General features: G+C 67.8%; 19 protein-coding genes. 18 read left to right on the plus strand and 1 reads right to left on the minus strand.

Features of this window, described 5'->3' with window-relative positions; translation table 11 throughout:
- Nucleotides 1-21 precede the first annotated feature (21 nt).
- Both F817_RS0112940 and arsJ read left to right on the plus strand, forming a co-directional pair.
- Entirely contained in the window at nt 22-1,035 is a 1,014-nt protein-coding gene (locus tag F817_RS0112940) for an ArsJ-associated glyceraldehyde-3-phosphate dehydrogenase (RefSeq protein ID WP_024328041.1), read from the plus strand.
- 7 nt (nt 1,036-1,042) lie between these two features.
- Nucleotides 1,043-2,278, plus strand: coding sequence for an organoarsenical effux MFS transporter ArsJ (arsJ, locus tag F817_RS0112945; protein WP_024328042.1), 1,236 nt, complete (start codon nt 1,043-1,045; stop codon nt 2,276-2,278).
- 38 nt (nt 2,279-2,316) lie between these two features.
- Here the strand turns inward: arsJ and F817_RS0112950 are convergent, their stop codons facing one another.
- On the minus strand, nt 2,317-3,198 hold the full coding sequence (locus F817_RS0112950) for a LysR family transcriptional regulator (RefSeq protein ID WP_024328043.1): 882 nt from the start codon (nt 3,196-3,198) through the stop codon (nt 2,317-2,319).
- Nucleotides 3,199-3,701: 503 nt separating this feature from the next.
- On the opposite strand from F817_RS0112950, the gene leuC reads away from it, so the two are divergent.
- The 16 genes from leuC to F817_RS0113030 all read left to right on the plus strand — a co-directional run bounded on the left by leuC (nt 3,702) and on the right by F817_RS0113030 (nt 21,141).
- Entirely contained in the window at nt 3,702-5,114 is a 1,413-nt protein-coding gene (gene leuC / locus F817_RS0112955; protein ID WP_024328044.1) for a 3-isopropylmalate dehydratase large subunit, read from the plus strand.
- Between the two features lie 3 nt (nt 5,115-5,117).
- Nucleotides 5,118-5,768 carry a 3-isopropylmalate dehydratase small subunit gene (leuD, locus tag F817_RS0112960; protein WP_024328045.1) on the plus strand — a complete coding sequence of 217 codons (651 nt, stop codon included), beginning with the start codon at nt 5,118-5,120 and terminating at the stop codon, nt 5,766-5,768.
- 131 nt (nt 5,769-5,899) lie between these two features.
- Nucleotides 5,900-6,973: a 3-isopropylmalate dehydrogenase gene (gene leuB / locus F817_RS0112965; protein WP_196801221.1), complete on the plus strand. Its 1,074-nt coding sequence runs from the start codon at nt 5,900-5,902 to the stop codon at nt 6,971-6,973.
- A gap of 211 nt (nt 6,974-7,184) precedes the next feature.
- Nucleotides 7,185-8,210, plus strand: coding sequence for an aspartate-semialdehyde dehydrogenase (locus F817_RS0112970; RefSeq protein WP_024328047.1), 1,026 nt, complete (start codon nt 7,185-7,187; stop codon nt 8,208-8,210).
- A 109-nt stretch (nt 8,211-8,319) separates the two neighbouring features.
- A complete protein-coding gene (locus F817_RS0112975; protein ID WP_024328048.1) occupies nt 8,320-10,815 on the plus strand; it encodes a FimV/HubP family polar landmark protein in 2,496 nt (831 codons plus the stop codon).
- Nucleotides 10,816-10,971: 156 nt separating this feature from the next.
- Nucleotides 10,972-11,673: a hypothetical protein gene (locus F817_RS0112980; protein ID WP_024328049.1), complete on the plus strand. Its 702-nt coding sequence runs from the start codon at nt 10,972-10,974 to the stop codon at nt 11,671-11,673.
- Between the two features lie 7 nt (nt 11,674-11,680).
- Nucleotides 11,681-12,523 (plus strand): tRNA pseudouridine(38-40) synthase TruA, encoded by an 843-nt coding sequence (truA, locus tag F817_RS0112985; RefSeq protein WP_024328050.1) that lies wholly within the window; start codon nt 11,681-11,683, stop codon nt 12,521-12,523.
- A 68-nt stretch (nt 12,524-12,591) separates the two neighbouring features.
- On the plus strand, nt 12,592-13,233 hold the full coding sequence (locus F817_RS0112990) for a phosphoribosylanthranilate isomerase (RefSeq protein WP_024328051.1): 642 nt from the start codon (nt 12,592-12,594) through the stop codon (nt 13,231-13,233).
- Entirely contained in the window at nt 13,220-14,428 is a 1,209-nt protein-coding gene (gene trpB, locus F817_RS0112995) for a tryptophan synthase subunit beta (protein ID WP_024328052.1), read from the plus strand. Before F817_RS0112990 ends, trpB begins: the two co-directional genes overlap by 14 nt.
- Nucleotides 14,425-15,258, plus strand: coding sequence for a tryptophan synthase subunit alpha (trpA, locus tag F817_RS0113000; protein ID WP_024328053.1), 834 nt, complete (start codon nt 14,425-14,427; stop codon nt 15,256-15,258). Before trpB ends, trpA begins: the two co-directional genes overlap by 4 nt.
- A 36-nt stretch (nt 15,259-15,294) precedes the next feature.
- The gene (gene accD, locus F817_RS0113005) at nt 15,295-16,260 is read left to right on the plus strand and encodes an acetyl-CoA carboxylase, carboxyltransferase subunit beta (RefSeq protein ID WP_024328054.1); all 966 of its coding nucleotides are present in this window, start codon (nt 15,295-15,297) and stop codon (nt 16,258-16,260) included.
- An 8-nt stretch (nt 16,261-16,268) separates the two neighbouring features.
- Nucleotides 16,269-17,606 (plus strand): bifunctional tetrahydrofolate synthase/dihydrofolate synthase, encoded by a 1,338-nt coding sequence (gene folC, locus F817_RS0113010; RefSeq protein ID WP_024328055.1) that lies wholly within the window; start codon nt 16,269-16,271, stop codon nt 17,604-17,606.
- 114 nt (nt 17,607-17,720) lie between these two features.
- Complete coding sequence (locus F817_RS0113015) at nt 17,721-18,317, plus strand: SPOR domain-containing protein (protein WP_024328056.1); 597 nt, start codon at nt 17,721-17,723, stop codon at nt 18,315-18,317.
- Between the two features lie 79 nt (nt 18,318-18,396).
- A complete protein-coding gene (locus F817_RS0113020; protein WP_024328057.1) occupies nt 18,397-18,948 on the plus strand; it encodes a CvpA family protein in 552 nt (183 codons plus the stop codon).
- 95 nt (nt 18,949-19,043) lie between these two features.
- Nucleotides 19,044-20,552: an amidophosphoribosyltransferase gene (purF, locus tag F817_RS0113025; protein ID WP_024328058.1), complete on the plus strand. Its 1,509-nt coding sequence runs from the start codon at nt 19,044-19,046 to the stop codon at nt 20,550-20,552.
- Between the two features lie 13 nt (nt 20,553-20,565).
- On the plus strand, nt 20,566-21,141 hold the full coding sequence (locus F817_RS0113030; protein WP_024328059.1) for a L,D-transpeptidase: 576 nt from the start codon (nt 20,566-20,568) through the stop codon (nt 21,139-21,141).
- Nucleotides 21,142-21,422: the final 281 nt, after the last annotated feature.

Consider the following 21,422-nt stretch of genomic DNA (forward strand, 5'->3'; position numbering starts at 1 on the left):
ATTTTTCCTGGGAGGGGCTCCATGGCGGTGCGCGTAGGGATCAACGGGATGGGGCGGATTGGTCGCTTGGCGTTGCGCGCGGCATGGGACCGGGACGACATCGAGATCGTGCATCTGAACGAGGTCGCGGCCGACGGGACCGTCACCGGACACCTGCTGGAGTTTGATTCCGTTCACGGGCGTTGGGGTCGCGAGCCCGAGGCCCAAGCGGACCGGATCCGGGTCGACGGGCGCGAGCTGCGCCACACGAGCCTGGCCGAGCCGGCGCAGGTGCCGTGGGGCGAGTCGGACGTGGACATCGTGATCGACGCCACTGGCGCCTTCCGCACCATGGACACGCTGGAGCCGCATTTCACCCGGGGCGCGAAGCGCGTGGTGGTCGCGGCGCCGGTGAAGGATGAGCGCGCGCTGAACGTGGTGATGGGCGTGAACGACGCCGCTTACGATCCCGCGAAGCACCACGTCGTGACGGCTGCCTCCTGCACCACCAATTGCCTGGCGCCGCTGGTGAAGGTGCTGCACCCGGCGCTGTCGATCCGCCACGGGACCATCCTGACCGTCCACGACATGACCGCCACACAGTCGCCGGTGGACCTGCCGCGCGACAACCTGCGCCGGGCTCGTGCGGCCGGGTTGAACTTGATCCCGACCACCACCGGCTCGGCGAAGGCGATCGGCGACATCTTCCCCGAGTTGAACGGCCGCCTGAACGGCCATGCGGTGCGCGTGCCGTTGATGAACGCGTCGCTGACCGATTTCACCTTCGAGGCCGCGCGCGAGACGACGGCGGAGGAGGTCAACGGCCTGCTGCGCGAGGCCGCGAACGGCGATCTGAACGGCATCCTCGGCTACGAGGAGCGCCCGCTGGTCTCCAGCGATTTCCGCACCGACCCGCGCTCGTCCATCGTGGATGCCCAGTCGACCATGGTGGTCGATGGCACGCAGGTGAAGGTGCTGGCCTGGTACGACAACGAATGGGGCTACGCGAACCGGCTGGTCGAGCTGGTCGCCCGCGTCGCCAAGCTGGGGGTTTGAGGCCGTCGTGAGCGGAGCGGCCGACGAGCCAAACCCGGGCGGGCCGCCCGCCCTGGGGCTGGGTGCCTACGCGCGGATCACCGCGAACTACTGGGCGTTCACCGTCACCGACGGCGCGATCCGCATGCTGGTCGTGCTGTTCTTCCACCAGCTTGGCTACAGCCCGCTGGAGATCGCCTTTCTGTTCCTGTTCTACGAGCTGTTCGGGGTCATCACCAACCTGACTGGCGGCTGGCTGGCCGCGCGGCTGGGGGTGAACACCACCATGATTGGCGGGACGCTGCTGCAGGTGGCGGCCCTGCTGATGCTCACGGTGCCCGAGGCCTGGCTGGGCGTGGCCTACGTGATGTTCGCCCAGGCGCTGTCCGGGATCGCCAAGGATCTGAACAAGATGAGCGCGAAGTCCGGCGTGAAGCTGATCGCCGGCGACGGAGAGGGGCGGCTGTTTCGCTGGGTGGCGGTGCTCACCGGCTCCAAGAATGCGCTGAAGGGGGTCGGCTTCTTTGTCGGCGGGGCGTTGCTCTACAGCGTGGGCTTCCAGATGGCGCTGGTCATCCTGGCCGGGATGCTGGCGCTGGTCATGCTGTTCTCGGTGGTCGGGTTGCCGCGCGGGCTGGGGCGTGTCGGCGGCAAGCCGAAGTTCACCCAGATGTTCTCCAACTCCGCCGCGATCAACGTGCTCTCGGCCGCACGCTTCTTCCTGTTCGGCGCGCGCGATGTGTGGTTCGTGGTCGCGCTGCCGGTGTTCCTCAGCGCCACGCTCGACTGGAACCACATGCAGGTGGGCGCGTTCCTCGCGCTGTGGGTGATCGGCTACGGCGTCGTGCAGGCGTCCGTGCCGCGCCTGCTGGGCAAGGGCGGGGTGCATCCGACCGGGCTCACCGCGCGCCTGTGGGCCTTCATCCTGATGCTGCTGCCAATTGCCATCGTGATCGGGCTGGAGGTGGGCCTGGACCCGGCCTGGGTATTGATGGTCGGGCTGGGCGTGTTCGGCGTGGTGTTCGCAATCAACTCGGCCGTCCACTCCTTCCTGATCCTCGACTACGCCGAGGCGGACCGCGTCGCGATGAAGGTCGGCTTCTACTACATGGCCAACGCCGGCGGCCGCCTGGTCGGCACCGTCGCCTCCGGCGCCATCTTCATGGTCTGGGGCCTGGAAGGTGCCCTGATCGCTTCCACCTTCTTCATCTTCGCCACCTGGATGATCTCGTCCCTCCTTCCGCGCGAGGCCGCCCGCGCCTGACCGCGCGGCTGCCGGCCTGGAAGGAGGCGGCCATCCGGTTACTGCGGCCGCAGTAACGCCTCGATGACAGCCTCCAGGGTGCGGGAGCGGTAGCGCTCGGCATGGCGGACCCAGCCGAGCTGGCGGGCGACGGGCGCGCCGGGCCAGTCGAGTACGGCGAGGTCGTCGGTGGCCATGGTGCGGGGGAGGAAGCCGATGCCGAGGCCGGCCGCGATCATCATGCGGATGACTTCCAGGTAGGGACTTTCCTGGGCGGCCGTGGGGTGCAGGCCCTGTGCGGCCAGGGCCTGGTCGATCTGGCGCCGGGTGGTGGAATCCGCGGGCGGCAGGATGGCCGGCCAGTCGTGCAGGCGCCGCAGGGTATCCAGCGGGGTATCAGCAGCACGGTTGCGGGCGACCATGGGGACGAGGTCGTCGGTCCAGACAGTGTGCGCCTCGGCGCCCTTCGGCAGATCCTCGGGCAGGGTCGCCAGGGCCAGATCGGCATCGCCGTGCATGACGGCCTCGATGCCGGCCTCGGAATCCATGAATGCCAGTTCCAGCTCCAGCTCCGGGTAGCGCTCGCGCAGGGCGGACAGAGGCGTGGGCAGGCGGTGCAGGGCGATGTGGTGCGAGGTGGCCAGGCGGATGCGGCCGCGCACCACCTGGTCGAGGTCGGCGACCTGCTGCTCGATGGCACGCAGGCGGGCGAGGATTTCGCGGGCCTCGGGCAGCAGGCGCTCCGCGACCTCGGTGGGGCGTACGCGGCGGCCCTGGCGCTCGAACAGCGGGCGCTCCAGCGTGGCCTCCAGGGACTGGATGCGCTTGCTGATCGCGGGTTGGGTCAGGTGCAGCCGTTCGGCCGCGGCGGAGAAGGCGCCGGTGTCGACGACCGCGACGAAGGCTTGCAGGGATTCGACACTCAGTTGTTCTGGGCGCATCCGTGTCTCTCCAGTCCCTGCGTGAGATAATGGTCCGTTCGATGGTCGGGCTCGGCATGACCCGGCACCTATATAACCGTCTGGAATGATACGGATAAGAAATCGGATTTGAAAGAATACCGGGGTGACCGCAGACTCCGTTAAACGGTCGTCCTGAAATGACGTCATTGCGAGGCGCTGGAGAAGTCACCGTCATGGCACGGCGTCGCCACTGGCACCGTCATTGCGAGGAGCCGAAGGCGACGCGGCACAAAAGCGCGAAGCGCGTTGAACGGCCGCAGGCCGGCCCGAAGGGCGAGCGCAGCGAGTAACCTCCTGAAGCTAGCAGAGCGCCAGTACCGGGATCCGGTGGTTCCGGACGGAGGTTGCCACGGCCCCTGCGGGGCCTCGCAATGACGGTGCCAGTGGCGACGCCGTGCAAGGGCGAGCCTGTATCGCGCCGGTAGATCGCCGGCGGTGGGACGCAAGAACGACAGAACGCGGCATGGCCGCGGGAGTAGGTAATGGCTGGCAAGACCCTGTATGACAAGTTGTGGGAGGCGCATGGGGTGCGCGAGGAGCCGGATGGCTCGACGCTGCTCTACATCGACCGCCACCTGGTGCACGAGGTGACCAGCCCGCAGGCCTTCGAGGGGCTGCGGCTGGCCGGGCGCAAGCCGTGGCGCGGGGATTCCGTGCTGGCGGTGCCGGACCACAATGTGCCCACTGCCGACCGCGACAAGGGGATTGCCGACCCGGTCTCGCGCATCCAGGTGGAGACGCTGGAGAGCAACGTCACGAGCCTCGGGCTGAAGTTCTTCCCGATGGCGGATGTGCGCCAGGGCATCGTGCACGTGATCGGCCCGGAGCAGGGCGCGACCCTGCCGGGGATGACCGTGGTCTGCGGCGACTCGCATACCTCCACGCATGGCGCGCTGGGCGCGCTGGCCTTCGGCATCGGCACCTCAGAGGTGGAGCATGTCCTGGCCACCCAGTGCCTGTGGCAAAAGAAGACCAAGGCCATGCAGATCCGTGTGGAAGGCGAGCTGCGCCCGGGCGTCACCGCCAAGGACGTGGTGCTGGCCATCATCGGCCGCATCGGCACCGCCGGGGGTACCGGCTACGCGATCGAGTTTGCCGGCTCCGCGATCCGCAGCCTGTCGATCGAGGGCCGCATGAGTATCTGCAACATGTCGATCGAGGCCGGGGCCCGTGCGGGCATGGTCGCGGTGGACGAGAAGACCATCGAATACGTGCGCGGCAAGCCGCAGGCGCCGACCGGCGAGATGTTCGAGCGCGCGGCCGAGTACTGGCGCACGCTGGTCTCCGACCCGGATGCCGAGTTCGACGCGGTGGTGGAGATGGACGCCGCCGAGATCGCCCCGCAGGTTAGCTGGGGCACCTCGCCGGAGATGGTCGCGCCGATCGACGGGCGGGTGCCGGACCCGGCGGCCGAGTCCGATCCGGTGCGCGCCGAGGGCATGCAGCGGGCCCTGGAGTACATGGACCTGAAGGCGAATACCCCGATGACGGAGATCCGTCCGGACAAGGTGTTCATCGGTTCCTGCACCAATTCGCGGATCGAGGACCTGCGTGCCGCTGCCGAGGTGGTGAAGGGCCGCAAGAAGGCCGACAACATCAAGCTGGCGATGGTGGTGCCGGGCTCCGGGCTGGTGAAGCAGCAGGCGGAGCAGGAGGGGCTGGACCGCATCTTCCTGGATGCCGGCTTCGAGTGGCGCGAGCCGGGCTGTTCGATGTGCCTGGCGATGAACGCCGACCGCCTGGAGCCGGGCGAGCGCTGCGCCTCGACCTCGAACCGCAACTTCGAGGGGCGTCAGGGGCAGGGTGGGCGCACGCATCTGGTCAGCCCGTCGCTGGCCGCCGCGGCCGCGGTGGCCGGGCACTTCATTGAACCGTCCGCGTTGAAGGAGGCGTAAGCGATGCAGGCCTTTACCGTACACAAGGGGATCGTCGCGCCGCTGGACCGCTCCAACGTGGATACCGACGCGATCATCCCCAAGCAGTACCTGAAGTCGGTCAAGCGCACGGGCTTCGGCCCCAATGCCTTCGACGACTGGCGCTACCTGGACCCGGGCGAGCCGGGCATGGACGGCTCGAAGCGCCGGCCGAATCCGGACTTTGTGCTGAATCAGGCGCCGTTTGACCAGGCGACCATCCTGCTGGCGCGCAAGAATTTCGGCTGCGGCTCCTCGCGGGAGCACGCGGTGTGGGCACTGACGGACTTCGGCTTTCGTGCGGTGATTGCGCCGTCGTTCGCGGACATCTTCTTCTCCAACAGCTGCAAGAATGGTCTGCTGCCGGTCGTGCTGGCCGAGGACGAGGTGCAGAACCTGTTCGAACAGGTGGAGGCGAATCCGGGTGCACAGGTCGAGGTGAATCTGGAAGAGATGACCGTGACCGCGCCGGACGGTACGGTATTCGACTTTACGCTGGACGAGGACCGCCGCCATCGGCTGCTGAACGGGCTGGACGATATCGCCCTGACGCTGCAGTTCGCGGACGATATCCGCGCCTTCGAGGAGCGCCAGCGCCGCGAATGGCCGTGGATGGCGGAGCGCGCGCAGGGCTGAATCGTACCCCCTGTGTAGGAGGCCAGCTCTCTGGCCGATGGGGCGCTGGTCAGGCCCGATCGCCGAGAGGGCTCGGCTCCTACAGGGGCGGCGGATAAATTACAGAGTAATCATGTAGTCAGGAGAGGTTTGTGAGCCGAATTCTGGTGTTGCCCGGGGACGGGATTGGGCCCGAGATCGTGGCCGAGGCGCTGAAGGTGCTGGAGCGCGTGGGCGAGATCGGCGGTCTGGATCTGGAGGTCGAGCAGGGCCTGATCGGGGGCGCGGCGCATGACGCGGCCGGGCACCCCTATCCGGAGGCCACCCGCGAGGCGGCGCGTCGTGCAGACGCGATCCTGCTGGGCGCGGTGGGCGGCCCGCAATACGAGTCGCTGGAGCGCGACCTGCGCCCCGAGCGTGGGCTGCTGGGCATCCGCTCGGATCTCGGCCTGTTCGCGAACCTGCGCCCGGCGATCCTGTATCCGCAGCTGGCCTCGGCCTCCACGCTCAAGCCCGAGGTGGTCAGCGGGCTCGACATCCTGATCGTGCGCGAGCTGACCGGGGGGATCTACTTTGGCCAGCCACGCGGCATCGAGGAGCGCCATGGCGAGCGGGTCGGGTTCAATACGCTGGTTTACAGCGAATCCGAGATCGAACGCATCGCCCGCGCGGGTTTCGAGGCTGCAATGCGCCGGAACAAGCGCGTGTGTTCCGTGGACAAGGCGAATGTGCTGGAGGTCTCCGAGCTGTGGCGCGAGGTGGTCGAGCGCGTCGGAAAGGAATTCCCCGAGGTCGAGCTTTCGCACATGTATGTGGACAACGCCGCGATGCAGCTGGTGCGTGATCCCAAGCAGTTCGACGTGATGGTGACCGGCAACATGTTCGGCGACATCCTGTCGGATGCCGCCGCGATGCTGACCGGCTCCATCGGCATGCTACCGTCCGCGTCGCTGAACAGCGAGGGCGTGGGCCTGTACGAGCCGATCCACGGCTCGGCGCCCGACATTGCCGGACAGGGCAAGGCCAACCCGATGGCGACGGTGCTGTCGGTCGCGATGCTGTTGCGGCACAGCCTGAACCGCAACGACCTGGCCGAACGCGTCGAGGCCGCCGTGGGCCGGGTGCTGGATCAGGGCCTGCGCACGCCGGATATCTTCGGTGACGGCATGACGCTGGTGGGCACGCAGGGCATGGGTGATGCCCTGGTCGCTGCGCTGGAAAGCTAGGTCTTGTAGCAGATGATGCGTCTCGCTGTGCTCAGCGCATCCTACGGGTGGAACGACAAATCAACAGGACCGTAGGATGTGTTGAACGCAGTGAAACGCATCATTGCGTCCGCCGGGGAAGAGATTGATGCGATTCGCTGCGCTCGTCGCATCCTACGGTCTGGAACTAATATCAATAGCTTGAAGATTAAAATTAAACCGGGAATTAACGATGAGTGACCGCAAGTTTGACGTGGCCGTGGTCGGTGCAACGGGCGCCGTCGGCGAGACCCTGCTGGCCATCCTGGCCGAGCGTGATCTGCCGCTGGGGCGAGTGCATGCGCTGGCCAGCGCCCGCTCGGTGGGCAAGACGGTCGCCTTCGGGAATCGCGAACTGGAGGTCGAGGACCTGGCGACCTTCGACTTCTCCACGGTGCAGATCGGGCTGTTCTCGCCGGGCGCCTCGGTTTCGGCGGAGTACGCACCGAAGGCCGCGGCCGCGGGCTGCGTGGTGATCGATAACACCTCGCAGTTCCGCTACGACCCGGAGATCCCGCTGGTGATACCGGAGGTGAACCCGGACGCGGTCGGCGATTACACGAAACACGGGATCATCGCGAACCCGAACTGCTCGACCATCCAGATGCTGGTGGCGCTGAAGCCGCTGCACGACGCGGTGGGTATCGAACGTATCAACGTGGCGACCTATCAGGCCGTGTCCGGTACCGGCAAGGAGGCGATCGAGGAGCTCGCGCACCAGACGGCGGCGTTGCTGAATGGCCGTCCGGTGGAGTGCAACGTGTATCCCAAGCAGATTGCCTTCAACGCACTGCCGCACATCGACGTCTTCCAGGACAATGGCTACACCAAGGAAGAGATGAAGATGGTGTGGGAGACCCGCAAGATCATGGGCGACGAATCCATCCTGGTGAACCCGACCGCGGTGCGCATTCCGGTGTTTTACGGGCACTCCGAGGCGCTGCACATCGAGACCCGCGAGAAGATCAGCGCCGAGAAGGCGCGCGAGATCCTGTCCGCCGCGCCGGGGATCACCGTCCTGGACAAGCACGAGGATGGCGGCTATCCGACCGCCGTCACCGAGGGCTCCGGCAAGGATGCGGTGTTCGTGGGCCGCATCCGCGAGGACATTTCGCATCCCCGTGGACTGGACCTGTGGGTGGTGTCCGACAACGTGCGCAAGGGTGCCGCGCTGAACACGATCCAGATCGCGGAGGTTTTGATCCGGGATTACCTGTGATTTAATCCGGGAAAACGCCGGGGAGCTTCCCCGGCACATCCGTGGCCAGGGGGTCGTCGGCCGTGCCGGCCGGGGCATTGCGGCCACGCGGCACTTTCAGGGGGAATTCGTGCGCAAGTTATTGGTTGGGTTTTTGTTCTTGCTGCTGGTGGCCCCGGCGTCCTCGAACTCCGTGGGCTTCGGTGAAGTCGACCTTCAATCCTTCCTGAATCAACCCTTGCGGGCGGAGATTCCCTTGCGGGGCGCGGCGGCGGTCGCGGATTCCCTGCGCATTCGCCAGGCATCCGAGGATGCATACCGCCGGGCCGGCCTGAATCGTGGCGGTGTTCCGGGCGACCTGAACATCGAGGTCGAAGGGGACCGGGTCGTCCTGACCACCCGGCGGCCGGTGCGCGAGCCCTATGTCGGCATCCTGCTGGAAGCCCGCTGGGACGGTGGTCGTTCAATGCGCGAGGTCTCGCTGCTGCTGGATCCCCCGGGCACCATGCCCTCGGGCGCCGCGTCTCCGTCCGTGAGTCAGGCGCCGGATACGGCACCGCGCACGCCCCGCGAGGGCGAAACCATCCGGGTGCGCAGTGGCGACACGCTTTACGCGGTTGTGCGCCGCAGCGGGATCTCGGGGTACAGCGACGAGCAAGCCATGCTCGCGTTCCTGGACGCCAACCCGCAGGCCTTCATCGGCAACAACATCAATTCCCTGCGCGCGGATGCCGAACTGCGCACGCCAACCCGCGAGCAGCTGGATGCCCGCAGCACCGCCGAGGCGCGTGCCGAGGTAGCCGACCAGACCCGCTCCTGGCAGGAATCCACTCGCGCGGCTCGCGAAGAGCCCGAACCCGCTCCGGCCGAGGACGATGTCGCCGCAGTCGAGGACGAAGCCGAGGCGGTGGACGAAGAAGCAGTAGCAGCGGAAGAACCTGCCACGGCGGTCGAGGATGACGAGGCGGCGGTCGCGGACGCCGACCCGGCCGTGAGCGAGGACGATGCCGCTGCAGTCGAGGAGTCCGTGAGCGAGGAAGCGGCGGCGGAAGACCGGCTGGAGATCGTGGCCGACCTGCTGCCGGAAGACGCCGAGGCGGGCGCCGCGCAGGGCGGTTCCGAGGAGCTGTTGCAGGAGGCCCTGCTGTCCCAGCGCGCCGAGATGGAAGGGATGCGCCAAGAGCTCTCCGAACTGCGCGACGAACTCGGCGAGCGCGGTCGCCTGGCCGATATTTCCAGCGAGAACATGGCCGAACTCGAGGAGCAGCTGAGCCAGCTGCGTGCCGAACGCGAACAGCTGCGCACCCGTCTGGATCGGGCGGATGCGGAGCGCAATGCGCCGCTGCACGAGCGCATCATGAACGATCCGCTGTTGCTGATGATGGCGATCGCGCTGGTGATTCTGCTGCTGCTGGTGCTGCTCGCCTTCGCCCGTGGCGGTCGTCGCGAGGTCATGGCGGATGATCGCGGTACCGGTCTGAAGCCGCGGGCCGACAACAGCAAGGTGCAGGCGTCGACCATGGCCACCGCGGGGTACGAGGCGCGTGAAGTCGAGGGCAGCGATCGTGGCGCGGGTGCCGGGGCGTCCGGGGCCGCGACCGCGGCTGCGGCCGGAACGATCGTGGGGACGGCCGCTTCGCGCTCGGACGATGTGGAAGAGACCACGCAGGAGGAATCCGCGCATCCCCCGGCCGAGCCCGAGGAAGGGGTCGGTGAAGTGGTCGTCTCCAGCACCGGCGAGGGTGCGGCGGGCATGGACGACGTGCTGGCCGAGGTGGATGTCTGCCTGGCCTATGGCATGAACGACCAGGCGGTCGAGACGCTGAACGCCGCCCTGAAGGAGAACCCGGACAACAAGCAGTACCGGCTCAAGCTGGTCGAGGCCCATGTGGCGCTCGAGGACGAGGCGGGCGCACGCGAGGCGGCGACCGCCCTGCGCGATCGCCTGGGTCCGGACGACGATGCCCTGCGCGATCGCCTCTCGGAGCTGGAGTCGAAGTTGGGCGGCGCGTCCGGGGCGGCCGGCGTCGCCAGCGCCGACTCCCTTGACGAGCCGGCTTCAATGGAGCCGGGGACTGCCGGGGACGATGCGGACAGCAACGAGATCGATTTCTCCGGTCTGGAGTTGCCGGAAACCGACGAGGCCGAGCCGCGAGCGGATGCGCAAGAGCCGGGCGCGGGAGAAGATCAGGGGCTGTCGTTCGATATCGACGAGAACCTGGAACAGGACCTGGCCAGTGCGGCCGAGGCGGGTGCGGAAGAAGGGCAGACGGACGATGATCTGAATAACCTGTCCTTCGACCTCGACGAGAACGAGCTTCCGGATCTCGATGCGCCCGCCAGTGGCGGTGACAGTGGCGAAGGGCAGGAGACCGGGCTGGATGTGGACGAGGAGCTTCCGGCTTCGGGCGAGGCGTTCGCAGCGCCGGAATCGGCCGATGCCGGGGAAGGTCCGGATGGGGCTGGCGATGACGAGAACGTCACGCGGCTGAGTCTGGCCCAGGCCTACGCGGACATGGGCGACGCGGAGGGCGCGCAGGAGCTCATCGACGAGGTTCTGGCCTCCGGTACCGACGAACAGAAGCGGGAGGCCGAGGCGATCCGGGATCAGATTCAGGGAAGCTGATTGCTGGAGCCTGGGCGTGCCGGGCGCGTGAGGCCGGCACCGAGGACCGATCATGGCTGCGACGTACGGCCCCGCCCGGAGAGGATCTCCCGGGCGGGGCCTTTTGGTTTCGAGGTTGGAGATAGACGCTGAGTGGTGACGAGCCCGGAGCAACCGATCAGTTCAGCCCCCACCGCGGGCGAGGCCGCATCCGCGGGGGCGGCGCTGCTGGGAGTGCTGGGAGTCTCCGCGGCGCTGGTGCCGGCCGGGCCGCTGGCGGTGGCCGTCGCCGGTGTGGTGGCCGGTGGGCTGGCCTTGACCGGTCTGGACTGGGGGCGTGTGGGCCGGCTGGTACTGCGCCTGAAATGGTTTTATCTCTCGCTGTTGGTGTTCTACGGGTTGTGGCCCACGGGGTCCGGAGACTGGGTCACGGGGCTGCAGGAGGCCGGATGGCGGATCGTCGCACTGATGCTGGTAGTAGTCCTGGTGGTCTGGCTGACCGGACGCTTCCCGCGGCCGGCCCTGGTGCGCGCCCTTGGCGGTATTCTGAGCGGCCCTCGCCAGGTGCTGGGGCGCTGGGGCGAGCGCTTCGCGCGACGCCTGTTTCTGGCACTGGCCATTTTCGAGGGTGAGCGGTCGGCGCTGGAGCAACGCCGGGCGGGCCTGCGCGGAGTGCGTCGAGCACGCTTGGCACAGGTCCGGGAATGGCTAGTCCTGCGCCTGGATCAGGCACTCGCGGGGAGTGGCGATGTCGCGGCAGATATCCCGGCGGAATCCGGGATCCCTTTGGGCGGGCGAATCCCCAAGGGTGCGCTGGTCTGGCTGTGGGCGGGCGTGGTGGCGGTCTGGTGCGTGGCACTGGGAACAGGGATTGAGTAGGGGTCAGATGTCGGTGTCGTCCGGATTGGGGTTGGAGCCGGCCACGCGCCAGCGCTGGGCGCTGGGTGTGGAATACGATGGCCGCGGGCTGCTGGGCTGGCAACGACAAAAGGACGGTCCAAGCGTGCAGGGACACCTGGAGGCGGCGCTGGGCTTCGTGGCGAATCACCCGGTGGACCTGAGTTGTGCGGGGCGTACCGATGCGGGGGTGCATGCCACCGCGCAGGTGGTGCACTTTGACACCCCGGCGCAACGCGAACCACACGCCTGGGTCCTGGGGAGCAACAGTCGCCTGCCGGACGCGATCGCGCTGACCTGGGCGCAGCCGGTGCCCGATACCTTCCATGCCCGGTTCGGGGCATTCGGGAGGCGCTACCGCTATGTGATCGCGAATCGCGAGGTCCGGCCGGCGCTCGAGGCCGGGCGGGTATCGTGGTGGCGACGGCCGCTGGATGCCCAGCGCATGCATCAGGCCGGTCAGGCCTTCGTGGGGGAGCACGATTTCAGCAGCCTGCGGGCGGCGGCGTGCCAGGCCAAGTCCCCCGTGCGGCGGGTGCATTCGCTGTCGGTGACCCGGCGCGGCGCCTACGTCATCCTGGATATCCACGCGAATGCCTTTCTGCACCACATGGTGCGGAATATCGCCGGCGTTCTGCTGGCGGTTGGGGAGGGTCGGGCCGAAGTGGGCTGGCCGATGGAGGTGCTGGCGGCGCGGGATCGGCGCGCGTCGGGTATTACGGCCCCGGCCGGTGGGCTCTATTTCGTCCAGGTCGAGTACTCGGCGGAGTTCGAGTTGCCGATCGCGAGCGGGCCGGTGCTGGAAGGTATTCCGGGGAATGGAGCGGGGTGATTGCGGGAAAGCCGGATCAGGGGCCGGGTTCTGGTAGGCTTGCGGCTCGTTTCTTCGAGTCGGCGGGCATGCGGTACAGGGTCAAGATCTGCGGAGTCACCACCCCGGAACAGGCGCGTGCCGCGGCGCAGGCCGGGGCGGATGCGATCGGGCTGGTGTTTCACGCCCCGAGCCGCCGGGCGGTGGAGCCGGCCCGGGCCGCGGCCATCGTGGCGGCCCTGCCGCCGTTCGTGACCACGGTGGGGTTGTTCGTGGACCCGGAACCCTCCCGGGTCGAGCAGGTGCTGCAGACGGTGGGGCTGGACTGCCTTCAGTTTCACGGGCACGAGACCGCACCGTCCTGCGCGCGCTTCGGGCGGCCCTATCTGAAGGCCATCGCGATGGGCGAAGGGCAGGACCCACGTCCGGTGATGGATGCGCACGCGGATGCCCAGGGTTTCCTGCTGGACAGCCATGGCGGAGGGCGCAGTGGCGGGTCGGGGCATCGCTTCGACTGGCAGCGCGTGCCCGATGCCCTGGACCGGCCCTGGTTGCTGGCCGGCGGGCTGGATGCCGACTCGGTGCGCGTGGCGCTGGAACACCTGCGCCCGTACGGGGTCGATGTGAGTTCCGGGGTGGAATCCGCACCGGGGATCAAGGATGCACGGCGCATGCGGGCCTTCGTGCAGGCCGTGCGCCAATGCGAGGTGGAGATTGATGGACAAGATTGACTGGGCGGCATTTCCGGATGCCCGCGGGCACTTCGGGCCGTATGGCGGGCGTTTCGTGTCCGAGACCCTGATGGGGGCGCTGGACGAGTTGCAGCAGGTGTACGAGCAGTACATCGGGGATCCCGAGTTCATGGCGGAGCTGGACCACGACTTGAAGCAGTTCGTGGGACGACCGAACCCGCTGTATCACGCCGAGCGCCTGTCGCAGGAGCTGGGAGGCGCGCAGATCTACCTCAAGCGCGAGGATCTGAACCACACCGGTGCGCACAAGGTGAACAACACCATCGGCCAGGCGCTGCTGGCGAAGAAGCTGGGCAAGACCCGCATCATTGCCGAGACCGGCGCCGGCCAGCACGGGGTGGCCACGGCGACCGTGGCCGCGCGTCTGGGCCTGGAATGCGTGATCTACATGGGCGAGGAAGACACCCGCCGGCAATCGCAGAACGTCTACCGCATGCGCCTGCTGGGTGCCGAGGTGGTGGGGGTGAAATCCGGGACGCGTACGCTGAAGGATGCCCTCAACGAGGCGATGCGCGACTGGGTGACGAATGTCGACGATACCTTTTACATCATCGGCACGGTCGCCGGACCGCATCCATATCCGGCGATGGTGCGGGACTTCCAGGCGGTGATTGGTCGCGAGGCGCGCGAGCAGCACCTGGCGATGACCGGCAGGCTGCCGGATACCCTGGTGGCCTGTGTCGGGGGTGGGTCCAACGCGATCGGACTGTTCCATCCGTTCCTGGCGGACGAATCGGTCGAGATGATCGGTGTCGAGGCTGGCGGTGACGGTGTCGAGACGGGCCGGCACTCCGCGCCGCTTTGTGCCGGTCAGCCGGGCGTACTGCACGGCAACCGCACTTACCTGATGGAAGACGAGAACGGCCAGATCATCGGCACGCACTCGGTCTCGGCCGGGCTCGACTACCCGGGCGTGGGGCCGGAGCATGCGTGGCTCAAGGATATCGGCCGGGTGAACTACGTCTCGGTCACGGATGACCAGGCCCTGGCCGGGTTCCACCGCCTGACGCGCACCGAGGGCATCATCCCGGCACTGGAGACCAGCCACGCGATCGCCCACGTGCTGGATCTGGCCCCGCGGATGCGGCCGGATCAGAGCATCATCATCAATCTGTCCGGGCGTGGCGACAAGGACCTGAACACCGTGGCCGAACGCGAGGGGATTACGCTATGAGTCGGATCGAACAGCGCTTCGCCGAATTGCGCGAACAGAACCGGGCGGCATTGATCCCGTACGTGACCGCGGGCGATCCGGAACCGGGCGCTACCGTGCCCCTGATGCACGCACTGGTGGAGGCCGGGGCCGACCTGATCGAGCTGGGTGTCCCGTTCTCCGACCCGATGGCCGATGGTCCGGTGATCCAGAAGGCCTGCGAGCGGGCCCTGCGCTTCGGGACCGGCCTGCGCGACGTGCTGGCGATGGTGGCCGAGTTCCGCAAGCGGGACACCACCACCCCGGTGGTCCTGATGGGCTATCTGAACCCGGTGGAACGCATGGGGTACGACACCTTCGCCGAAACGGCGAAGGCGGCCGGGCTGGATGGTCTGCTGACGGTGGATCTTCCGCCGGAGGAAAGCGAGGACGTGGTGGACTTGCTGGAGCAGTCCGCCATCGATCCGATCTTCCTGATCGCGCCGACCACCTCGGAGGCACGGATTGACCATGTGGCCCGGGCGGCGCGCGGCTTCGTCTACTACGTCTCGCTCAAGGGCGTGACCGGTTCGCAGAGCCTGGATGTGTCGGCCCTGGCCGAGCGCCTGGAGCGCCTGCGACGCCACACCGGCCTGCCGCTGGGGGTGGGTTTTGGCATCCGCGATGCGGAAACCGCGGCGCAGGTGGCGCGGGTGGCCGACGCGGTGGTGGTGGGCAGTGCCATTGTGCGCCTGGCCGAGGAACATGACGGTGACGGCGCCGGTTATGCCCGCGCCGCCGCGGCGGTGGTGGGCGAGATGCGTCGGGCCATGGACGCAGCGCGGTCCCCGGGCGCGGCGGCCACGGTGTAGAATGCGCGGCGCCGATTCGGATTACGGGGAGACGGCATGAGCTGGTTCGAGAAGTTGATGCCTTCGCGCATCCGCACCGACAACGCCACCAAGCGGGGCGTGCCCGAGGGCTTGTGGGTCCGCTGCGAGGGCTGTGACGCGACACTGTACCGCCCCGAGGTGGAGCGCAATCTCGACGTCTGTCCGAAATGCAGTCACCACCGCCGCATGAGCGCGCGCCGGCGCCTGGAGACCTTCCTGGACGCCGAGGGCCGCGAGGAGATCGCGGCGGATATCGAGTCCTCCGACGTCCTGAAATTCCGCGACTCCAAGAAGTACAAGGACCGCCTGACAGCCGCCCAGAAGGCCACCGGCGAACGCGACGCCCTGGTGGTGATGCAGGGCCAGCTGCTGGGGCGCCCGCTGGTGGCCTCCGCCTTCGATTTCCGCTTTATGGGCGGTTCCATGGGTTCCGCGGTGGGCGAGCGCTTCGTGCGCGGCGCCAACCGCTCGCTCGAACAGGGCATCCCCCTGGTGTGCTTCAGTGCCTCCGGCGGCGCGCGCATGCAGGAGGCCCTGTTCTCGCTGTTGCAGATGGCCAAGACCAGCGCGGTCCTGGCGCGCATGCAGGAAGAGCGCATCCCGTTTATCTCGGTGATGACCGACCCGACCATGGGCGGGGTGTCCGCGAGCCTGGCCATGCTCGGCGATCTCAACGTGGCCGAGCCGAATGCCCTGATCGGCTTTGCCGGACCCCGCGTGATCCAGCAGACCGTGCGCGAGACCCTGCCGGAGGGCTTCCAGCGTTCGGAGTTCCTGCTGGAACACGGCGCGGTCGACATGATTGTCGACCGTCGCGACATGCGCAGCCGTCTGGCCGCGGTACTGGGCATGCTGACCCACGCGCCGGCGCCGGGCACCGGGCCGGACGCGGAGACCGCCGAGGGCGAGGGCACGGTCGAGGTGATCAGCCCCGAGGACGGGGTGGACGTCGAGCGCGTTTCTCCGTCGCAGTCCTCCTGAGGCCGCCAGTGCGTTTCACCACCCTGGCGGAGTGGCTCTCCTTCCAGGAGCAGCTGCACCCCGTGGGCATGGACCTGACCCTGGAGCGCATCGCGCTGGTCGCCGATCGCCTCGGATTGCGCGACGCGGGTGTCCCGCGGACGGTGATCGTGGCCGGCACCAACGGCAAGGGGACGGTGGCGACACGAACTGCCGCGTTGCTGCAGGCCCAGGGCCTGAAGGTCGGTCTGTTCACCTCGCCGCATCTGCTGCGCTACAACGAACGCATCCGCATCGATGGCGAACCCGTGTCCGATGCCGACCTGTGTCGGGCCTTCGACGCGATCGACCAGGCGCGCGCGGACGATTCCCTGACCTATTTCGAGTTCGGCGCCCTTGCCGCGGCCTGGCTGTTCCGCGAGCAGGGTGTTGCGGTCCAGGTGCTGGAGGTGGGGCTGGGCGGACGCCTGGATGCCGTCAACATTTGGGACGCCGACGTCGCCGCGATTACCGCGGTGGACCTGGACCATCAGACCTGGCTGGGTGACAGCCGCGAGGCGATCGGTCGCGAGAAGGCCGGGGTGATGCGGGCCGGGCGCCCGGTGGTGCTGGGCGAACGGGAACCGCCCGCGAGCGTGCTGGACCACGCCCGGCAACTGGGTGCCCAGGCCCTGCGTAGCGGCCCGGATTTCGTGCTGACCCGGGAGGGGGCGGCATTGCACTGGTCCTGGCAGGGTCGGTCGCGCGTATGGCACGTACGGGGCGCCGCCGCGGAAATCGACGGGGCGGCGCTGCTGAACACGGCGACCGCCCTGGCGGTGGTTGAATCCCTGGGCTTTGGCGAGGGCCTCACCGACGCGACGGTCAGCGAGGCCCTCGGGATTTCCGCGCCCGGGCGCCTGCAGGTGGTGCAGGGCGCGCCGCAATGGCTGCTGGACGTGGCCCACAACGTGCACGCGGTGGGGGAGCTGGCGCGCTGGCTGGCGACGCACCCGGTGGACGGTCCCGTGGTGGCGCTGGTCGCCGTGATGGCCGACAAGGAACGCGCGGCGATGTGGTCCCGTCTGGACGGACGGATCGACGCCTGGGTGCCGGTCCCGCTGGAGCTGCCAAGGGCTTTGCCGGCCGGGGCCCTGGCCGCCGAGCTGGAAGCTGCGGGGCAACCGTCGGTGGTGCGCGTGAAGGATGTGGCCGGGGCCCTCGAGGAAGCGAAGCGCCGTGCGGGGCCCGCCGGGCGGGTGCTGGTGTTTGGCTCGTTCTACACCGTGGCGGCCGTCCTGGAACAGGCCCCGGAGCTGGCCCGCGCGGCCTTGTCCGGGCAGGCCGTGGCGGGCCCGCGGTCCGGCGAGGTGGCGCATGGGGCGTGAGCGGCACAGGGGGTTCCCGGGATGGCTTGCGGCCACGTCGCGAGCGAGCGTACTGTCACGGGCACAGGAGCGTGCCCGCAACCGTGTCCAACCCAGCCGCCGCCGGATGACCGCATGACCAGCGACAACCCCATTCGCTTTCGCCTGGTAGGCGCGGTCATCCTGATCGTGCTCGCGGTCATCTTCCTGCCCTGGCTGTTCGACGGGGCGGGTTACGAATACATGAGCGGCATCGACGACCCGGTGCCGGCGACACCCAGTTTTGCGGAACCCGATATCGCCCTGCCATCCGAGCGCCCGGCGCCGCGCCGGGACATCGCACCGGATGCGCCGGCCGCGGAGCGGGACGCGCCGGTGGCGGAGCTTCACAGCCTGGAAAACGGCGGGGCCGCGTCCAACGGCGCCGAGTCCGGGGATGCGCAAGCGCCGCAGGCGCCGGCCCCGATGCGTTCGATGGAACCGGACCAGCCGGTGCAGGCCGGCTGGGCGGTGCAGGTCGGGAGTTTTCGCGGCGAGGACAACGCGCGCGAGCAAGTGTCCCGTCTGCGCGACGCCGGCTGGCCCGCCTTCATTGATGACTCCACGGCCGATGGTCGCCCGATCTACCGGGTGAAGGTGGGACCGCTGGCGCAACGCGAGGAGGCTGTGAAGCTGGGCGAACGCCTCGAGGACGAGCTGGAACTGTCCGGTATCGTGGTGGCGCACCCCTGATGGCCGCGATGGCGCGGCCCTGCGAGGAACGGATGGCTGCGGTAAACTACGCGCCCCTTCAGAACGCGATACCGGCCCCGTGAACTGGATCGACCTCGTCATCATTGCCCTGATCGTCGTATCCGGGCTGATCAGCCTTTTCCGCGGCTTCGTGCGCGAGTCCTTTTCGCTCGCCACGTGGATCGTGGGGGTGTGGCTGGGTATTCGCTACGCGGCCGAGGTGGCGGAACAAATCCCCCAGGCGGTTTCGGATGCCACCCTGCGCCTGGGCATTGGCTTCGCCCTGATCTTCATCGGCGTCCTGATCGTGGGCGGCATCCTCGGCGTGCTGGCGAACCGCCTGGTCAAGGGCAGCGGCCTGACCGGTACCGACCGCTCGCTGGGCGTGATCTTCGGACTGCTGCGCGGTGTGTTGCTGGTGGCGGTCTTGATCTTCCTTGCCTCGCTGACCTTGATGCCGGACGAGTCCTGGTGGGAAAACAGCCGCCTGATCCCGGAGTTCGAGCGCCTGGTGGACTGGCTGATTGCCCAGTTGCCGGAAGGCTGGCAGGACCAGATCCATGACCTGCTGGCGAGCGACGAGCCGGTCGAAGAAGTAATCCCCGACGCCGACGAACCGGCGACGCCCTAGAAGCGAGCTGCAAACGGCATTGGCAGCGCAACCTGTGCTGGCAGGCCGTGAACGGATTTGGTCAGCGTTTGCAAAACCCTGGAGCCTGAAATCGTATGTGTGGAGTTGTCGGAATCGTCGGGCGCAGCCCGGTGAACCAGCCCCTTTATGACGCCCTCCTGGTGCTGCAGCACCGGGGGCAGGATGCCGCGGGCATTGTGACCTGTGACGATGACGGCCGGCTGCACCTGCGCAAGGACAACGGTCTGGTGCGCGATGTGTTCAACAACCAGCACATGCAGAGCCTGACGGGCCATATGGGTATCGGCCACGTGCGCTACCCAACGGCCGGTTCGTCGAGCTCGGCCGAGGCGCAGCCGTTCTACGTGAACTCGCCATTCGGGATTACGCTGGGGCACAACGGCAACCTGACCAATGCGCGCGAGCTCAAGCAGGCGCTGTACGCCACGGATCGCCGGCATATCAATACCGACTCGGACTCCGAGATCCTCCTGAACGTCTTCGCCCAGGAGCTGCTGCGCTTCCTCGACAACGGGCTGACGCCGGATTCCGTGTTCGATGCGGTGGAGCGCGTGCACCAGCGGGCCGAAGGCGCATACGCGGTGGTCGCGATGATTGCCGGAGGCGGTCTTCTGGCGTTCCGCGATCCGCACGGCATTCGGCCCATTGTTTATGGCTCGCGCGAGGCCGAAGAGGGCGGGCGCGAATGGATGGTCGCCTCTGAAAGTGCCGCGCTGGAGTCCCAGGGCTTCGATCTTGAGCGGGACCTGGCGCCGGGCGAGGCGGTGTTCATCACGCCCGAGGGTGAGGTCAATACGCGCGTGTGTGCCACGGAGACCCGTCTGAACCCGTGCATCTTCGAGCACGTCTACTTCGCCCGCCCGGACTCGGTGATCGACAACGTGTTTGTCCACCGCGCGCGCATGCGCATGGGGACCGCGCTGGGCGAGAAGATCCGGCGCATCTGGCCGGACCATGACATCGACGTGATCGTGCCGATCCCGGACACCGGGCGCACGGTGGCGCTGGAGATGGCGCACGAACTGAACATCAAGTACCGCGAGGGGTTCATCAAGAACCGCTACATCGGTCGTACCTTCATCATGCCGGGCCAGACCAAGCGGCGGAAATCGGTACGCCAGAAGCTGAACGCGATCTCGCTGGAGTTCCGTGGCAAGAACGTGATGCTGGTGGACGATTCCATCGTGCGCGGCACCACCTCGCGCGAGATCGTGATGATGGCGCGCGAGGCTGGGGCGAAGAAGGTCTATTTCGCCTCCGCCGCGCCGCCGGTGCGCTATCCCAACGTGTACGGGATCGATATGCCGGCGGCCGACGAGCTGATCGCCCATGGGCGCGACGAGGAGCAGGTCTGCGAGGCCATTGCCGCCGACCGCCTGATCTACCAGGATCTCGAGGACCTGCAGAAGGCCGTGCGTCGCGGCAACAAGAACATCCAGACGTTCGACTGCTCGGTCTTCACCGGGGAGTACGTGACCGGGCTGCCCCCGGACTACCTGGAGCACCTGGCGGCCCTGCGCGGTGATGGGCTGGTGAATACGCCGGTGGCCGGCGAGGTGCTGGACCTGGCCAACAAGAAGTAGACGCGAGGTGCTCTTGCCCAGTCTCCGATGGATCGAACCCGTGGTGCGGGATGCCCGGGAGCGGGCCCCGAATGCCGACGATGTGCCGGTCGTGGTGGTCCGAGTGGACCAGCAGCGGCTGTATGTGTGGGAGGGCGAGCGGGTCACCGACATCTTCGATGTGTCCACCTCGGCCCGCGGCGTGGGTTTCGAGGAGGGGACCTTCAAGACCCCGCTGGGCCTGCATCGAATTGCCGAACGCTTCGGTGACGGTGCCCCGAAAGGGACGATCTTCCGGGCCCGGGGCAATACCGGCCAGATCGCGGATATCCTGACCGAGCCGGGTACCCGCAGCCCGCGCGACAACATCACCTCGCGCATCCTCTGGCTGGAAGGCCTGGAGCCGGGTATCAACCGGGGTGGCAATGTCGATTCGCGGCGCCGGTACATCTATATCCACGGCACCGACGAGGAGGGACGCATTGGCGAGCCCGCCTCGGAAGGGTGTGTGCGCATGCGCAACGACGAGGTGATCGAGCTGTTCCCGCGCCTCCCGGTCGGGACCCTGGTGGTGATTCTGGACGGTCCCGCCGTGCCGGATCTCGGGTAACCGGGCGACGGCCACCCCGGAGTACGCGCCCCGCGTGCAAGCGATTGGCGCCTGACGTTCCGGCTCCATGCCATGCGCCCGCCCGGGCTGTGTGACGCCTCCGGGGTAACCAGCCCGTTCAGGCCGATGCCGGAGGCATCATGCGGCGGTGCGGTCTCCGGGAACTCCCGCCATCGGGGTGGCTCTGAATACCTGCGTTAGCATTCCATGATTTTTGGCCATTCGCCTGCTAGAATAAGGGAATTATTCCCGACTAGTGCTGTCAACTAAGACGGGAATTA

The organism is Thioalkalivibrio sp. AKL19 (assembly GCF_000420165.1).
In the GTDB taxonomy this organism is placed as follows: Bacteria; Pseudomonadota; Gammaproteobacteria; order Ectothiorhodospirales; family Ectothiorhodospiraceae; genus Thioalkalivibrio.